Genomic DNA, 16337 nt, shown 5'->3' with positions numbered 1-16337 from the left:
AAGGGGTAGTCGTGGCACCAGGAGGGGGGCACAAAAAAGGAGCTGTAACGTTTCCCCCCCTAGAAGCACACACAGGGGGGGCAGCACCCCCTGCCGTCCCCCCCCCTCCCCGTATGCGCATCAGGGCCCTGGCTGTCGGCGCCCACCAATCGAAGCGCATCGACGCCGACGCCGCCCTGTTGGGGCGTCGGCGCACCAGGCAGAAGACAGCCTCTTGTCGTTGCAGCTCTTGTTACGCGCGAAAGTCGTCCATTACCTTCGCTTGCGAGGTGAAGCGCTTCGACGCTCGTCCCAGGGAAGGGCCGCCGCCGTGAGCCATGTGTGGAATCGCAGCAGCTTCGTCAGCGCAGCACCCTCGGTCGCGGGAGCGGCGGCACCGGCGCCGATGCCGTGGACCCCTGCGGGGAGCCCGCCCACGCCCTGCTGACCGGCGCCGTCGCGCACGAACTCCCGCCCGGCGGTCGCGCGGTACTGCGCAGGCCGTCACTGCCGAGCCGCCGTCCGGCGGCTCACCCGACGAAAGGACCGAAGGGGTGTCCCTTCAGCACCACGCCGCCCGCGCGGCCAATCCCGTGATCCCCGGCTTCCACCCCGACCCCAGCGTCTGCCGCGTCGGCGACGACTACTACCTCGCCTGTTCCAGTTTCGAGTACTTTCCCGGTGTACCCGTCTTCCACAGTCGCGACCTGGTCAACTGGACGCAGATCGGCAACGTCCTGGACCGGCCGGACCAACTGCGTCTGCCGGCCTCCATGCCGTCCTCCGGCGGGATCTACGCCCCCACCCTGCGCCACCACGACGGACGCTTCTGGCTGATCGTCACGAATGTGAGGGAGGGCGGCGGCAACCTGATCGTCACCGCCACCGACCCCGCGGGGCCCTGGTCGGATCCCGTATGGGCGCCGGGCGTGCCCGGTATCGATCCCGACCTGGCCTGGGACGAGGACGGCACCTGCTGGTGCACGGTCGCCGGGGTGTCGCAGGTCCGTATCGACCCGTCGACCGGGCGGACGTACGGGACACCGCGCAAGCTCTGGTCCGGGGCGCCCGGCGCCAAGGCCCCGGAGGCGCCGCACCTGTACCGGATCGGCGACTACTGGTACCTGCTCATCGCCGAGGGCGGCACCGAGCGGGGCCACGGCGTGTCGATCGCCCGCGGCCGTACCCCGGGCGGCCCGTTCGAGCCGTGCCCGGCCAACCCGATCCTCACCCACCGGAGCACCGACCACCCCGTGCAGAACACCGGGCACGCGGACCTGGTCCAGGCACCCGACGGGTCCTGGTGGATGGTGCTGCTCGGCGTACGGCCGCGCGGTGGCACCCCGGGCTGGCACGTGCTGGGCCGGGAGACCTTCCTGGCGCCCGTGACCTGGGTGGACGGCTGGCCGGTCGTCGGCGAGGTCGCCCTGGAGCTGTCCGCGCTCCCGTGGCCGCTCTCCCCCGGCCCCGTCGAGGAGAACCGGGACGACTTCGAGCTCAGCGATCTGCGCCCGTACTGGATCTCCCTGCGGGACCGCCCCGCCGAGCACTGCACCACCAAGGAGCGCCCCGGGTGGCTGACGCTCCGCGCGCGGGGCGCCTCCCTGGACGAGCCCGACGTGGTGTTCACCGGCCGGCGTCAGCAGCACCCGTCGTGCCGGGCACGCACGCTGGTCGATCCCTCGGAGGGACGCGGCGGGCTCGCCGTCCGGCTGGACGAGCGGCACCACTACGCGATCGAGGCGTCCGGCACCGAGGTGCGGGTGATCGCGCGCGTCGGCTCCCTGCGCACGGTCGTGGCCGTACAGCCCGTGCCCGACGGCCCTGTGGTCCTCGGCGTCACGATGAGCGACCCGCCCCCGCCGCACGGACCGCGCACCGGACCCGACGTCGTCTCCCTGGGCGTCGAGCAGCCCGACGGCACGTTCAGCGAACTCGCCACCCTCGACGGCCGCTACCTGTCGACCGAGGTCGCCGGCGGCTTCACCGGCCGGGTCATCGGCATGTACGCCGCGGCAGGCACCGTCCACTTCGACTGGTTCGACTACGAGCCCCTCAGCCGCTGAACCGGCCCGCTCCCCCTGCCGACGAGGAACACGACCGCCGGGAAGCCACGACCGACCGACACACAGGACCGACCGACACACACGACCGCCACACACGACCGACCGACACGCAAGACGGACATGCACGACCGACATGCACGACCGACCGAAAGGGACGACACGCATGAAGGACATACGGCAACCCGCGCCCCACCGCAGCCGCGGCCCCGGGCGCCTGGCCGCCCTGCTGCTGACGCTGCTCGTCATCCTGGGGCTGTCCGGCGGAACGTCGATCGCCGCGCCCCACAGCGCGGCGCAACCGGCACGGTCCACCGTCAGAGTTCCGGCCCGCGCCGTGGACGCCGTCGCCGCGATGCAGCCCGGCTGGAACCTGGGCAACACCCTGGACGCCATTCCGGACGAGACGTCCTGGGGCAACCCGCCGGTCACCAAGACCCTGTTCGACACCATCCGCGCGCAGGGCTTCCGCAGCGTCCGCATCCCGGTGACCTGGACCGACCACCAGTCCGCCACCGCGCCCTACACCATCGACGCCGCGTTCATGAGCCGTGTCAAGCAGGTGGTCGACTGGGCGCTCGCCGACGGCCTGTACGTCGTGCTCAACGTCCACCACGACTCGTGGCAGTGGATCGCGAACATGCCCGCCGACCACGACAACGTGCTCGCCCGCTACAACGCGATCTGGACCCAGATCTCCGCGACGTTCCGCGACGAGCCGCGCGCGCTGCTCTTCGAGAGCGTCAACGAGCCGCAGTTCAACAACGCCACGGACGCCCAGAAGACCCAGCTCCTCAACGAGCTGAACACCTCCTTCCACTCCATCGTCCGCTCCTCGGGCGGCGGCAACGCAAGCCGCCTGCTCGTCCTGCCCACACAGGGCTGCACGCCGTCCCAGGCCCTCATGGACGACCTGTCCGCCACGATCGGCGCGCTGCACGACAGCAATCTGGTCGCCACCGTGCACTACTACAGCTGGTACCCGTTCAGCGTGAACGTCGCGGGCGGCACCCGGTACGACGCCACCGCGCAGAAGGACCTGACCGACGCCTTCGCCCGCATGCACGACACGTTCGTCGCCAAGGGCATCCCCGTCTACCTCGGCGAGTACGGCACGCTGAGCTGGCCCGACTACACCCACCCCGACCCCATCGAGCGGGGTGAGGGGCTGAAGTACTTCGAGCAGCTCGGATACCAGGCGCGTGTCTCCGGGGTCACCACCGCCCTGTGGGACCCGTTCTCCTTCCTGAACCGCTCGACCCTGCAATGGCGGGACCCCGCCCTGTTCGCCTGGATCAGGTCGAGCTGGACCACCCGCTCGGGAACGGCCTCGTTCGACAAGGTCTTCGTGTCCAAGTCGAGCCCCGTCACGGCCCGGACGCTCACTCTGAACCCGAACGGCACCACCTTCCGGGGGCTGTGGCAGGGCGACACCAAGCTCGCCGCGGGACGGGACTACACCGTCTCCGGCAACCAGCTCACCCTCACGGCCGGTGCGCTGACCCGGCTGACCGGCGACCGCGCCTACGGGGTGAACGCGACGCTCCAGGCGCGGTTCTCCCGCGGGCTGCCCTGGCAGATCGACGTGATCACGTACGACACTCCGGTGCTGTCGAACGCGACGGGTACGACCGGTGCGTTCACCATTCCCACGCAGTACCGGGGTGACGTACTGGCGACCATGGAGGCCACGTACGCCGACGGCGGCAACGCCGGCCAGACCGGTTGGACCCCCTACCAGGAGTTCAACCGGGCCTTCTCGCCGGACTACCCGAACGGCACGATCATCCTGACCTCCGACTTCCTGAACGCCCTCCGCGACAACGCACCGGTGACGCTGACCTTCCACTTCTGGAGCGGCGCCACCGTGACGTACCACGTGACCAAGTCGGGAAGCACGGTGACCGGCACGACGTCCTGAACGAGTCCCTGTGCCCGCCCGGGAGGTTCCCGGGCGGGCACAGGTCGTCGGCAACCTTTTCGCTTCCTGCGGCCACTGATGAGCGCACCATCGGCTCGATGTAACGGACGGACATGAAGACAGCGAGGCAGGCCGCGCGGCAGCGCAGGCAACGACGCAGGCTCGCGCTGGGCACCGCCCTGGCGCTGACCGCGGTGGGCGTACTGATCACCCTGGTCGTGGGGTTGCTGCCCGACCGCAAGAGCGATACGGGGTCTGCGGCCGCCGCATCCGTCGCCACCACCCGGATGACTGCCGCCACCGAGACCGGGACGGGCACCCCGAGTGCGGCGGCCACTCGGACCCCGACCGGCACCCCGACCCCGACGGCCGCCTCGAGCAGCGCGTCGGCGCGACCGTCCGCCACGGGCAGCCCGCGGCCCGCGCGAACGGCGTCCACCACGGCATCGCAGGCAGGGCGGATCCAGCCAGGGACCAGCTACCGAGGAGTCGCCACCGCGTACGACGCCGGGAACGGGGACGGCGCCTGCCTGTTCGGCCCGAGCGACGACCTCATGATCGCGGCGATGAACACCACCGACTACGAGACGGCCAGGGCGTGCGGCGCGTACGTGCTCGTCCGCGCGGCGAACGGCAACTCCATCACCGTGCGGATCACCAACGAGTGCCCCCTGCCCTGCGCGCCCGGGCAACTCGACCTCAGCCGGCAGGCCTTCGCCGAACTCGCCGACCTCAACGTCGGCCGCATCCCGATCACCTGGAGCCTGCTGAGCCCCAGCACGGTCGGCACGATCTCCATCAGGTACAAGACCGGGTCCAGCCGCTACTGGTGCGGCATCCAGGCGATCGGCCACCGGAACCCGGTCACGCGGCTGGAGGTCGGCACCGGCGGCGGCTGGCGGCAACTGCCCCGCACCGGCTTCAACTACTTCATCTCCGCCGACGGCAGCGGGTGCGGCGGCGCGATCAGGCTCACGGACATCTACGGAGAACGCCTGACGATCAACGGGATCGCGCTGCGGCCGAACGTCGTGCAACCGACCCGGGTGCAGTTCGCCCGGCACTGATCCCGCGGCGCACAGAAGGCGGCTGCGGCGGGGAGCGCGTGGAGCGCGCCCGCCGCAGCCGCTCGTCATGCCGGTGCGAGGGTCACAGCGCGGTGAAGGTCCACTCCAGGTTGGGACTGCTGTTCCCGGACCACTGCTTGGTCACGGAGCCCGAGGGCACGTTGCCGCCGCCGTCGAGGACGAGGCCGGTGGTGCGGTTGACGATCCAGTACCTGCCGCCACCGCGGGGGCTGATCTGCCATTGCTGGTTGGTGCCACCGTTCCAGGGAGCCTGCTGGGCGGCGGAGCCGTTCGTGGTGGCGCCCCATCCGTCGGCGACCATGCCGTTGGTGCGGTTCACCAGCTTGTAGTAGCCGTTGCCGAGTTCGACGGCCTGCCACTGCAGGTTGGTGCTGCCGTTCCAGGTCCACTGCTTGAGGTTGGAGCCGCTGGGGACGTTGCCGCCGCTGTCCAGCACCAGCCCGTCGGTGACGTTGGTGATCCTGAGCCAGGCCGAGGGGTTGAACTGCACCTTCATCGACACGACGGCGTCGTTGTTGCCGGTGTTGCGCAGGTCGGCGTTGTCGGAGGTGAAGGTCCAGGCGGTGCCGGTGAAGTTGTCACCGGAGTAGCCGATGATCTGGTAGCCGGGGGCCAGCTTCAGGGAGGACAGGCTGGGGCCGGCCAGTCCGGCGAGCGTCAACTGGTCGGCGGTGTAGGAGCCGATCGGGAGCACGGCGTAGCCACCGGAGTAGTTGACGTCCTGGTAGACCACGGCTCCGGCCAGTGGCTGCAGGGGCGGGATCCGGCCGGAGAAGGTCAGCTTCACGACGTAGGCGAGGGCGGAGAACGGCGCCGACGACGACGGCAGGGTCACGTGCAGCCCGGTCGAGTCCTGAGTCGGCGCGGGCAGGTTCGTGTACGTGCCGGCGGTGGGGTTGAGCAGTTGCGCCGAGGCCAGGGAGCCGACGTCGATCCGGGCGGAGTTGAGGGTCGATATCGTCAGTGTGCTGCCCGGCCAGCCGAGGACCGTCGCGTACAGGACGGTGTTGTTCTTGCTCCGGGTGAAGCGGATGTCCTGCGCGGTGCCGGCTTGCGGGGCGGTGAAGGCGCCGCCGCCCATCTGCGTGGGACCTTCGCCGTACGCGGTCCAGGCCCGGGTCGAGTAGATCGACTCGCCGAAGCGGCCCAGGTAGTCGCCGATGCCGAGCAGGATGTCCTTCTGGGCCTGCGGGATGGTGCCGTCGGCCATCGGTGCGATGTTGAGCAGCATGTTGCCGCTCTTGCTGACCCGGTCGATCAGTGAGTGCAGCATCTGCTGGGTGCTGTAGTAGCCGATGCCGTTCGTGTAGCACCAGCTCGAGCTGGAGATGCTGTCGTCGGTGAGCCAGTAGGGGGCGGTGATGTCGGCGGGGCCGCCGCGCTCGTAGTCGAAGACCTCGCCGTGACTGTTGAAGCCGTCCTTGTAGGTGGCGACGACTTCGCGGCCCCAGGTGTTCGCCTGGTTGTAGTAGTACGACAGGAAGTTCAGCCGCTGGGTCTCGTCGACCTTGGACAGGTCGAAGTCCTCCCAGAGGATGTCGGGCTGGGCGAGGTCGATGACCTCCTTCAGCTTGTCGTACCAGAGCTGGTTCTCCTGCGCGGCGCCCAACTGCCCGTACAGCTTCTGCAGGCTCGGGTCCGACTGGGCGGGGACGTGGTCGTAGTAGCCGTTGAAGTTGTACGCGTGGTGCATGGCGACCAGCAGCTTGAGCCCCTTGGCCCGGATCGCCGTGGTGAACAGTTGCAGCAGGTTGAGCTTCGGGCCCTTGGCGACCGAGTTCCACTCGTTGACCTGGCTGTTCCACATGGAGAAGCCGTCGTGGTGTTCGGCGACCGGTCCGGCGAACCTCGCGCCCGCGTCGACGAACAGCTGCGCCCACGCGTCGGGGTCGAAGTTCCCGCCCGCCGACTTCAGCTTCGGCGCGAACTGCACGAAGTTGCCCGCCAGGTCCTTCGCCCCGTTGATGAAGTTGTGGTACGGCCACGCGGACGGGTCGCCGTAGGTCGCGATGTGGTGCTTGTTGGCCGCGCTGCCGGCTATGTACATGTTGCGCGGGTACCACTCGCTGTCGTAGGCGGGAACGCTGAAGACGCCCCAGTGGAAGTAGATGCCGAACTTGGCGTCCTGGAACCACTCGGGGGCGGGCGGGTGCTGGTCGACCGAGGTCCACGCCGGTGTGTAGGTGCTCGGTGCCGCCTGTGCGACGCCGGCCCCGAGGCCACCGCCGGCGACGGCTGCCGCGGCTACGCATGTGGCGGCGCCCAGGAACTGGCGTCTGTTGAACGAGCTCGACATGAGGACATCCCTGAAGTGGGGGACAAGGCAAGTCGCGACGCCCACGGCACTGGAGCGCCGGACGTTACGCATGAAGTTCGGCCATGTGACGCGCTGATGTCAACGGGCGTGCAGGGATGAAAGCAACCTCTTGACTTATGGCTTCGCCCGAATTTCGGAGTTTATGTCCATTTTATCGAGCGCCAGACATGGAATGTTTGCGTGATGCAGGCGGGTCGCGACGCCCCACAGGACGTCACGCATACGCCCTCGGCACATCACAAACACGCATCATTGATGGGATTGATTTAGCCACCGGCCACTCCGGACGGGTCGCAAGCTCACCTATTTGCAGCGACTTCTCCCGAGACCTAGACAGCACCCTCGGCCGCGACCTATACATACATCCCATCTCTTCGATGCGGCGGCACACGGCTGTCGCCCTGCGAACCATCTCCCGCTACGGGACCAGCGCGAGGAAGTACCGATGAGACTCAGAACCGCTCTCTGCTCCACCGCCTCGGCCCTGTCCGCCCTGGCGCTGCTCAGTGCCTGCAGCGGCGGCTCGGGCACCGCGGCCGGCTCGAGCGACAAGCCGCTGGTCGGCGTCGACTACCCGCGTTCCGACACCGACTTCTGGAACTCGTACATCAAGTACACGCCGGAGTACGCGAAGCAGCTCGGCCTCTCGCTCAAGACCACCAACTCGCAGAACGACGTCGCCAAGCTCACCGCCAACGCGCAGACGTTCATCAGTCAGGGCGTCAAGGGCATCGCGATGGCCCCGCAGGACACCGCCGCCATCGCGCCGACCCTGTCGCAGCTCGAGGCGAAGAAGATCCCGGTCGTCACGGTCGACACCCGCCCCGACACCGGCGACGTCTACATGGTCGTCCGCGCCGACAACCGCGCGTACGGCGAGAAGGCGTGCAAGTACCTCGGCACCAAGCTCGGCGGCAAGGGCAAGGTCGTCATGCTGCAGGGCGACCTGTCCTCCATCAACGGCCGTGACCGCACCGAGGCGTTCAACGACTGCATGAAGAAGGACTACCCCGGCATCAAGGTGTTCGGTGAGGCCACCAACTGGGACGGCGCCGTCGCCGCCCAGAAGCTGCAGACGGACCTGACCGCCAACCCGGACATCAAGGGCGTTTACATGCAGTCCAGCTTCGCACTGTCCGGGACGCTCCAGGTCCTCAAGCAGAAGGGGCTGCTGGTCGGCCCTAAGGACGAGAAGCACGTGTTCGTCGTCTCCAACGACGGCATCCCCGAGGAGCTGAAGGACATCGCGGCCGGCAACATCGACGCCACCGTCTCCCAGCCGGCCGACCTCTACGCCAAGTACGCCCTGTACTACCTGAAGGCCGCGATCGACGGGAAGACGTTCCAGCCCGGCAAGACCGACCACGACAGCACCATCGTCAAGGTCCGCGACGGACTGCTCGAGGACCAGCTCTCGGCTCCGCTCGTCACCGCCGACGGGGGCACCTACGGCGGCATCACCAGCCTCAAGAGCGACGACAAGTCGCTGTGGGGCAACAACCTCGGCTGAGCCCACGTCCCGCAGACGAATGACGAACACGACCAAGGCGGTGGAGATGAGCGACGCGGAGCGAGCAGTCCGCCCCGCGCCCGCCCCGGCGGACGACGGACGGGTCCCGGACGATCCGCCCGTCGTCGAGGCGACGGGCATTGTCAAACGATTCGGTCCGACGGTGGCCCTCGACGGCGCCCGGATCACCATCAGGCCCGGCGAGACGCACGCGCTCGTCGGCCGCAACGGAGCCGGCAAGTCGACCCTCGTCTCCGTCCTGACCGGCCTGCAGGCTCCGGACGAGGGGACGGTGACCTTCGGCGGCGACCCGGCGCCACGGCTCACGGACCGCGACGCCTGGCGGCGGCGCGTTGCCTGCGTCTACCAGAAGTCGACGATCATCCCCACGCTGACCGTCGCCGAGAACCTGTTCCTGAACCGGCACGACCGGGGCCGCCACCGGCTGATCAGCTGGCCGGGGGTGCGCCGCCGCGCACGGGACCTGCTGTCGACCTGGTCCGTGGACGTCGACCCGCAGACCCCGGCCGCTGAACTCAGCGTGGAGCAGCGGCAGTTCGTGGAGATCGCCCGCGCACTGTCCTTCGGCGCCCGGTTCATCATCCTCGACGAGCCGACCGCCCAGCTCGACGCCGCGGCCATCAACCGTCTCTTCGACCGCATCCGCGACCTGCAACGGCAGGGCGTCACCTTCCTGTTCATCAGCCACCACCTGCAGGAGATCTACGAGATCTGCGACATGGTGACGGTGTTCCGGGACGCCCGCCACATCCTGACCGCACCGGTCGCGGAGCTTCCCCGCACCGAGCTCGTCGCCGCCATGACCGGCGAGGCCGCGGCGGACCGGCGCGCGGAGCGGGCGAGCACCGTCGACACCGCGGCCACCGCCGCGCTCAGCGTCCAGGGCCTGAGCGGCGAGACCTACGACGACATCACGTTCCAGGTCGGCGCCGGCGAGATCGTCGGACTCGCGGGGGCCGCGGGCAGCGGACGTACCGAGGTGGCCGAGACCGTCGTGGGACTGCGGACCGCCGACGGCGGCGAAGTGAGGATCGCCGGCAACCGTCCGCGTCCCGGCAGCGTGCCCGCCGCGCTCGCCGCAGGCGCCGGGTTCGTCCCACAGGACCGGCACCACCAGGGCTTCGTGCCCGACATGTCCATCGCGGACAACGCCACGCTGTCCGTTCCCCGCAGGCTCGGCAGGAACGGGTTCCTCAGCCGCAGCCGGCGCGACCGGCTCGCCGAGGGGATGATCGAGAACCTGGCGATCAAGACGCCCGGACCCGACCTGCCCGTCTCCTCGCTGTCCGGAGGCAACCAGCAGAAGGTCGTCATGGCCCGCGCGCTCGCCGACGACCCCCGGCTGCTGGTCCTGATCAACCCGACCGCGGGCGTGGACGTGCGCTCCAAGGAATTCCTCCTCGGCAAGGTCGAGGAGACCGCGGAGACCGGCACCGGGGTGCTCATCGCCTCCGACGAACTCGACGACCTGCGCATGTGCGACCGGGTCCTGGTGATGTTCCAGGGCCGTGTGACGACAGAGATCTCCCGCGGCTGGCACGACCACGAACTCGTGGCCGCGATGGAAGGAGTGGACCTCCATGCCTGACACCGTCCTCGCGGACACCCCGGTCCCCGGGACGACCGAGCCGAAGGCCAGGCGAACCGGTCTGTTCGGCGGCCGGATACCCATGGCCCGGCTGCGCGACCTCGCCCTCGTCCCGGCCATCGTGGTCATCGCGATCGTCGGCCAGATCGTCAACCCGGTGTTCCTGCAGGCGGACAACCTCATCAACGTCCTGCAGACCATGTCCGAGATCGCCCTGCTGGTCCTGGCCCAGACGATGATCCTGATCGTCAAGAAGATGGACCTGTCACTGGAGTCCACCATGGGCCTCGCACCCGGTGTCGCGGCCTGGCTCGTGGTTCCGGCCGGCGCCGGCCACGGCCTCGGTCTCCTCCCCGGCGCATGGGCGATTCCCGTCACGCTCGCCGTGGGCGTGCTCGTCGGAGTGATCAACGCGCTGCTGATCATCCGCTTCGGCCTCAACGGCTTCATCGTCACCCTCGGCATGCTGATCGTCCTGCGGGGCGTCCTGACCGGCATCTCGGGTGGCCAGACCTTCTTCCAGCTCCCGAAGTCGATGCTCTACCTGGGCACCGCGGAATGGTTCGGGATGCCGGCCTCCATCTGGATCTGCCTGGCGCTGTTCGGCGTCGCCATCGTCGTCCTGGGCTGGACCAGCTTCGGCCGGTCGCTGTACGCCATCGGCGGCAACGTCGACGCGGCGAAGGCGGCCGGCGTCCGCACCGACCGGGTGCTGTGGATCGTCATCGTCACCGGCAGCGTGCTCGCCGCCCTCGCCGGCCTGCTGCTGTCCGGGCGGCTCGCCTCGGTCGCCTCCGCGCAGGGCAACGGCTACATCTTCACCGTCTTCGCCGCCGCCGTCATCGGCGGAATCAGCCTCAACGGCGGCAAGGGCACCATGTTCGGGGCCTTCAGCGGCATCCTCCTGCTGTTCATGATCCAGAACGTGCTGACCCTCGCGGGCGTCCCCGCTCAGTGGATCGGCGCCCTCAACGGCCTGATCATCCTGGTCGCCCTGACCATCTCGCGCATCACCGGCGGCAAGGTCCAGGACTGAACCGGGCGGCCCCCGCCGCCGGCCGACGCCCGCCGCTGCCCATCCCGTCGCAGGGGGCCGTGTACCCACCTGCTCTCACAGGAGTCGCCGTCATGTCCTCTGCCGTGTCCGCATCCGCCCGTATCACCGCCCTCGACGTCCTGGACGTGCGGTTCCCGACGTCCGAGCACCTGGACGGGTCGGACGCGATGAACCCCGAACCCGACTACTCGGCCGCCTACGTGATCCTGCGCACCGACGCCGGCGACGGACTGGAGGGGCACGCCCTGGCCTTCACCACCGGCCGCGGCAACGACGTCCAGGCCGCGGCCATCGCGGCCCTCGCCCCGCACGTGGTCGGACTCTCCGTGGACCAGGTCTGCGCCGACCTCGGCGCGTTCTCCCGCTCCCTCGTGCACGATCCCCAACTGCGCTGGCTGGGACCGGAGAAGGGTGCCATCCACATGGCCACCGGCGCGGTGGTCAACGCCGCCTGGGACCTGGCCGCCAAGCGTGCGGGCAAGCCCGTGTGGCGCTTCCTCGGCGAGATGTCACCCGAGGAACTGGTCGCGCAGGTCGACTTCCGCTGGCTCAGCGACGCCCTCACCCCCGGGGAGGCCCTGGAGATCCTGCGCCGCGCCGAACCGGGCCGCCGGGAGCGCGTCACCCGGCTGCTGGACCGCGGCTACCCGGCCTACACCACCACACCCGGCTGGCTCGGCTACTCCGACGAGAAGCTGGCCCGCCTGGCCCGGGAGGCCGTCGCCGACGGCTTCACCCAGATCAAACTGAAGGTCGGTGCGTCGCTGGAGGACGACGTACGGCGCATGCGCACCGCCCGCGAGGCGGTGGGCGACGGCATCCGCATCGCCGTGGACGCCAACCAGAGATGGGACGTCCAGGCCGCGATCGACTGGATGCAGGCCCTGGCGCCCTACCGGCCGTACTGGATCGAGGAACCCACCTCCCCGGACGACATCCTCGGTCACGCCGCGGTCCGCAGAGCCGTCAGCCCCATCAAGGTCGCCACCGGCGAGCACGTCGCCAACAGAGTCGTCTTCAAGCAGCTCCTCCAGGCCGGCGCGGTGGACATCGTGCAGATCGACTCGGCACGGGTCGGCGGCGTCAACGAGAACATCGCGATCCTGCTGCTCGCCGCGAAGTTCGGCGTGCCGGTGTGCCCGCACGCCGGAGGCGTCGGTCTGTGCGAGATGGTGCAGCACCTGTCGATGTTCGACTACGTGGCCGTATCCGGCACCGTGGAGGACCGGGTCATCGAGTACGTCGACCACCTCCACGAGCACTTCGTCGACCCGGTGCGCATCGCCGGCGGTCACTACCTGGCGCCGGAACTCCCCGGACTGAGCGCGCAGATGCACCCGGAGTCCCTCAAGGAGTACGCCTACCCCGACGGACCCGTCTGGACCGCCCGTGTCTGACGCCCAGAGCCTCGTAGACGCCCACCACCACGTGTGGAACCTGGACGTCCGGCCGCAGCCCTGGCTGGACGAACCCGGGCACGAACCGATCCGCCGCAGCTTCAGCTCGCACGCCCTGCGCTCCGCCGCGAGCCGGACAATCGCCGGACGACGGCTGACGAGCACGGTGGTCGTCCAGTGCGTCGCATCCGTCCCCGAGACACGCGACCTCCTCGCCCTGGCCGACGGCGACCCGCTGATCGGCGCCGTCGTCGGCTGGGCGGACCTGACGTCCCCCGCGATCGGCGACGTCCTCGACGACCTGCGGACGGGGGCCGCCGGCCGGTACCTGCGGGCCGTACGGCACCTCGTGCAGGGCGAGTCCGACCCGCACTGGCTCCAACGGGTCGACGTCGAACGGGGGTTGCGAGCGGTCGGGGAGCGCGGGCTCGCCTACGACGTGCTGATCCGCAGCCACCAGTTCCCCCAGGCGATCCGTCTGGCGGAGAGGCTGCCGGAGCTGCCCCTCGTCCTGGACCATGCGGGCAAGCCCCCTCTCGCACGGGGGGATCTGACCGACTGGGCGCGGCAGGTGCGGGCGCTGGCCGCGCATCCCCAGGTCCGCTGCAAGGTGTCGGGTCTTGTCACGGAGGCCGACCACCGGCAGTGGACCATCGACGACATCCGCCCGGCCTGGGACGTCCTGCTCTCCGCCTTCGGCCCCGACCGGCTGATGTTCGGCTCCGACTGGCCGGTCTGCGTCCTCGCCGGTGGCTGGAACCGCTGGGCCGCCACCGTCGAGGACCTCCTGGACGGATGCTCCGGCACCGAGATCGACGCGGTGCTCGCCGGCACCGCGACGGCCTTCTACCACCTGACGCCTGTCCCGACGAAGGAGGGGACGCCGTGCTGATGACGGAACTGCTGCACCCCGGAATCCTCGAAGCCCTGGCCGGATCCGGCCACGGGGCCCGCATCCTGCTCGCCGACGGCCACTACCCCGCCAGTACGGCCACCGGCGAGCGGGCCAGAACCGTCCACCTCAATCTGAGGCCGGGCCTGCTGGACGTCACCACCGTGCTCGACGTCCTCCTGCGGGCGGTCCCCGTGGAGTCGGGACAGGTGATGGTGCCGCCCGAGGGCGAACCGGAGCCGCCGGCCATCGCCGAGTACCGCGCCCGGCTGGCGCCCGCCCCGGTGCAGACGCTGGGCCGCTTCGAGTTCTACGACGCCGCACGCTCCCCCGACCTGGCGCTGGCGATCGTCACCGCCGACATCCGTACGTACGCCAACCTGCTGCTGACCATCGGCGTCCGCGCTGAAGGGACCCTGACCCCACGATGACACTCGCAGTCCGCTACACGGCCGCCCGCACCCTGGACACGGCGCCCGCCGAGACCCGCTCCCCCGGCCCCGGCGAGGTGGAACTGGCGCCCGCCTACGTCGGCATCTGCGGCACCGACCTGCACATCTTCCACGGAGACATGGACGCCCGGGTCGCCGCGCCCGCCGTCCTCGGACACGAGATGTCCGGCCGCGTCGTACGCGTCGGCCCGGACGTGGCGGGCTGGCAGCCCGGTGACGCGGTGACCGTGATGCCGCTGCGCTGGGACGGCACCTGCCCGGCGTGCACCTCCGGGCACCGGCACGTCTGCCAGAACCTCGACTTCATCGGCATCGACTCGCCGGGCGCGATGCAGCAGCGCTGGACCGTGCCCGCCGCCACCCTCGTCCGGCTGCCCGGCTCCCTGGCCCTGGACCGGGCCGCACTCGTGGAACCCACGGCCGTGGCCGTGCACGATGTCGGCCGGGCCCAGGTGCGGGAGGGCGAGCGGGTCGTCGTGGTCGGCGGCGGACCGGTCGGGGTGCTCATCGCACTGGTGGCGCGCGCGGCCGGTGCCGAGGTCCGCGTGGTCGAGCCGAGCACCCACCGGCGCCTGCTCGCCGAGGAGTCGGGCCTGACCGCCTGGGACCCGGCCGCCGGGGACGTGCCCGAACTCGTCCGGCGGTGGACCGGCGGCGCGGGCGCGGACGTCGCCTTCGAGGTCTCCGGCGCGGCGGGCGGCGTGGACACGGCAGTCGAAGTCCTGGGCGTGCGCGGCAGGCTGTGTCTGGTGGCGATCCACCCCCGGCCCCGCGAGGTGAACCTGCACCGCTTCTTCTGGCGCGAACTCACCCTCGTCGGTGCCCGGCTGTACGACCGCTCGGACTTCGAGCGGGCGGTGGCGCTGGTGGCGGACGGCACGATCCCCGCCGACCGGCTGATCAGCAAGGTCGTGCCGCTCGCCGAGGCGCCCGCGGCCTTCGAGGCGCTGGAGGCGGGCGGCGACGTGATGAAGATCCTGGTGGACTGCGGCAACGACACGACGGGAGCCTGAGATGCCTCTGTTCGACCTGACCGGCCGGCTCGCCGTCGTCACCGGCGCCCGGCGCGGCCTCGGCCGGGCCATGGCCCGTGCGCTGGCCGAGGCCGGCGCGGACGTCATCGGCGTCAGCGCCTCGCTGGAGGACTCCGGCAGCGCGGTGGAGAAGGACGTCGTCGCCGCGGGGCGCACCTTCGAGGCGATCCGGACCGACTTCGCGGACCCCGACGCCGTACGGGCCCTGGGCGCGGACCTCGCGGGCCGGCGGCGGCCGGTGGACATCCTCGTCAACAACGCGGGCACCATCCGCCGGACACCGGCCGCCGAACACTCCGACGCCGACTGGGAGTTGGTGCTCCAGGTCAACCTCAACGCACAGTTCGCCCTCACTCGGGCGGTCGGCGCGGCGATGGTGGCCCGCGGCCAGGGGAAGATCATCTTCACGGCGTCGCTGCTCAGCTTCCAGGGCGGCATCACCGTCCCCGGCTACACCGCCGCCAAGCACGGCATCGCCGGACTGACCAAGGCACTGGCCAACGAGTGGGCCCCGCACGGCGTCAACGTCAACGCCATCGCGCCGGGCTACATCGCCACCGACAACACCCAGGCGCTGCGGGACGATCCGGTGCGCAGCAAGGCGATCCTGGACCGTATCCCGGCCGGACGCTGGGGCACCCCCGACGACCTGGCGGGCGCCACCGTGTTCCTGGCCTCCGACGCCGCCGCCTACGTCCACGGCACCGTCCTGCCCGTCGACGGCGGATGGCTCGGCCGATGACCGCCGATCTCGCCTCCGTGCCGCCCGGCGCCCGGATCCCGCCCGTGCTCACGGTTCCGTCCGTCGCACACGCCGGTCCGCTCGCCGACGCGCTCACGGCGGGCGGGGCCCGGTGCGCCGAGGTCGCCTTCCGCACCGCGGCCGCCGAGCAGGCGGTGAAGGCGATGGCGGCGCACGGCGCCCTGCCCATGACCACGCCCGGCGACGTCTCCACGGCCTCGCTCGCCGAGGTCGAAGCGCTCGCGGCGGGCGGCCCGGCCGCCGTCGGGCGCTGAA

The 16337-nt window shown here is 70.4% G+C and carries 13 protein-coding genes; 12 read left to right on the top strand and 1 reads right to left on the bottom strand.

Features of this window, described 5'->3' with window-relative positions; translation table 11 throughout:
* The first annotated feature begins 533 nt into the window (after window positions 1–533).
* From ACZ4SW_RS28035 to ACZ4SW_RS28025, 3 genes are all read left to right on the top strand, one after another.
* The gene (locus tag ACZ4SW_RS28035) at window positions 534–2045 is read left to right on the top strand and encodes a glycoside hydrolase family 43 protein (protein WP_468251156.1); all 1512 of its coding nucleotides are present in this window, start codon (window positions 534–536) and stop codon (window positions 2043–2045) included.
* A gap of 163 nt (window positions 2046–2208) precedes the next feature.
* Window positions 2209–3963 carry a cellulase family glycosylhydrolase gene (locus ACZ4SW_RS28030; protein ID WP_468251154.1) on the top strand — a complete coding sequence of 585 codons (1755 nt, stop codon included), beginning with the start codon at window positions 2209–2211 and terminating at the stop codon, window positions 3961–3963.
* A gap of 113 nt (window positions 3964–4076) precedes the next feature.
* The gene (locus ACZ4SW_RS28025) at window positions 4077–5030 is read left to right on the top strand and encodes an expansin EXLX1 family cellulose-binding protein (RefSeq protein WP_468251152.1); all 954 of its coding nucleotides are present in this window, start codon (window positions 4077–4079) and stop codon (window positions 5028–5030) included.
* A gap of 82 nt (window positions 5031–5112) precedes the next feature.
* On the opposite strand, the gene ACZ4SW_RS28020 is transcribed toward ACZ4SW_RS28025, so the two are convergent.
* Window positions 5113–7347: an alpha-L-fucosidase gene (locus ACZ4SW_RS28020; protein ID WP_468251150.1), complete on the bottom strand. Its 2235-nt coding sequence runs from the start codon at window positions 7345–7347 to the stop codon at window positions 5113–5115.
* 466 nt (window positions 7348–7813) lie between these two features.
* Here ACZ4SW_RS28020 and ACZ4SW_RS28015 point away from each other — a divergent pair, with 466 nt between their 5' ends.
* The 9 genes from ACZ4SW_RS28015 (at window position 7814) to ACZ4SW_RS27975 (ending at window position 16336) form a co-directional block, all read left to right on the top strand.
* Window positions 7814–8878 (top strand): sugar ABC transporter substrate-binding protein, encoded by a 1065-nt coding sequence (locus tag ACZ4SW_RS28015; protein ID WP_468251148.1) that lies wholly within the window; start codon window positions 7814–7816, stop codon window positions 8876–8878.
* 46 nt (window positions 8879–8924) lie between these two features.
* Window positions 8925–10487 carry a sugar ABC transporter ATP-binding protein gene (locus tag ACZ4SW_RS28010; RefSeq protein WP_468251251.1) on the top strand — a complete coding sequence of 521 codons (1563 nt, stop codon included), beginning with the start codon at window positions 8925–8927 and terminating at the stop codon, window positions 10485–10487.
* Window positions 10480–11523, top strand: coding sequence for an ABC transporter permease (locus ACZ4SW_RS28005; RefSeq protein ID WP_468251146.1), 1044 nt, complete (start codon window positions 10480–10482; stop codon window positions 11521–11523). The genes ACZ4SW_RS28010 and ACZ4SW_RS28005 overlap by 8 nt, the downstream gene beginning before the upstream one ends.
* Window positions 11524–11615: 92 nt before the next feature.
* A complete protein-coding gene (locus tag ACZ4SW_RS28000; protein WP_468251144.1) occupies window positions 11616–12941 on the top strand; it encodes an L-fuconate dehydratase in 1326 nt (441 codons plus the stop codon).
* Window positions 12934–13833, top strand: coding sequence for an amidohydrolase family protein (locus ACZ4SW_RS27995; protein ID WP_468251142.1), 900 nt, complete (start codon window positions 12934–12936; stop codon window positions 13831–13833). The genes ACZ4SW_RS28000 and ACZ4SW_RS27995 overlap by 8 nt, the downstream gene beginning before the upstream one ends.
* The gene (locus ACZ4SW_RS27990) at window positions 13827–14264 is read left to right on the top strand and encodes an RbsD/FucU domain-containing protein (RefSeq protein WP_468251140.1); all 438 of its coding nucleotides are present in this window, start codon (window positions 13827–13829) and stop codon (window positions 14262–14264) included. The genes ACZ4SW_RS27995 and ACZ4SW_RS27990 overlap by 7 nt, the downstream gene beginning before the upstream one ends.
* Entirely contained in the window at window positions 14261–15298 is a 1038-nt protein-coding gene (locus ACZ4SW_RS27985) for a zinc-dependent alcohol dehydrogenase (protein WP_468251138.1), read from the top strand. Before ACZ4SW_RS27990 ends, ACZ4SW_RS27985 begins: the two co-directional genes overlap by 4 nt.
* Before the next feature lies 1 nt (window position 15299).
* Complete coding sequence (locus tag ACZ4SW_RS27980) at window positions 15300–16061, top strand: SDR family oxidoreductase (protein ID WP_468251136.1); 762 nt, start codon at window positions 15300–15302, stop codon at window positions 16059–16061.
* Window positions 16058–16336, top strand: a complete 279-nt coding sequence (locus ACZ4SW_RS27975; RefSeq protein ID WP_468251134.1) for a hypothetical protein — start codon at window positions 16058–16060, stop codon at window positions 16334–16336. The genes ACZ4SW_RS27980 and ACZ4SW_RS27975 overlap by 4 nt, the downstream gene beginning before the upstream one ends.
* The last annotated feature ends 1 nt before the right edge of the window (window position 16337 follow it).

The sequence above is a fragment of the Streptomyces sp. NPDC028331 genome (genome assembly GCF_055565775.1).
This window is presented reverse-complemented; position numbering and strand designations above follow the sequence as displayed.

Coding starts and splice junctions, on each gene's coding strand:
- ACZ4SW_RS28005 (WP_468251146.1), top strand. CDS start 10,480: ATGCCTGACACCGTCCTCGCGGACACCCCGGTCCCCGGGACGACCGAG.
- ACZ4SW_RS28000 (WP_468251144.1), top strand. CDS start 11,616: ATGTCCTCTGCCGTGTCCGCATCCGCCCGTATCACCGCCCTCGACGTC.
- ACZ4SW_RS28015 (WP_468251148.1), top strand. CDS start 7,814: ATGAGACTCAGAACCGCTCTCTGCTCCACCGCCTCGGCCCTGTCCGCC.
- ACZ4SW_RS28030 (WP_468251154.1), top strand. CDS start 2,209: ATGAAGGACATACGGCAACCCGCGCCCCACCGCAGCCGCGGCCCCGGG.
- ACZ4SW_RS27980 (WP_468251136.1), top strand. CDS start 15,300: ATGCCTCTGTTCGACCTGACCGGCCGGCTCGCCGTCGTCACCGGCGCC.
- ACZ4SW_RS27975 (WP_468251134.1), top strand. CDS start 16,058: ATGACCGCCGATCTCGCCTCCGTGCCGCCCGGCGCCCGGATCCCGCCC.
- ACZ4SW_RS28020 (WP_468251150.1), bottom strand. CDS start 7,347: ATGTCGAGCTCGTTCAACAGACGCCAGTTCCTGGGCGCCGCCACATGC.
- ACZ4SW_RS28025 (WP_468251152.1), top strand. CDS start 4,077: ATGAAGACAGCGAGGCAGGCCGCGCGGCAGCGCAGGCAACGACGCAGG.
- ACZ4SW_RS28010 (WP_468251251.1), top strand. CDS start 8,925: ATGAGCGACGCGGAGCGAGCAGTCCGCCCCGCGCCCGCCCCGGCGGAC.
- ACZ4SW_RS27985 (WP_468251138.1), top strand. CDS start 14,261: ATGACACTCGCAGTCCGCTACACGGCCGCCCGCACCCTGGACACGGCG.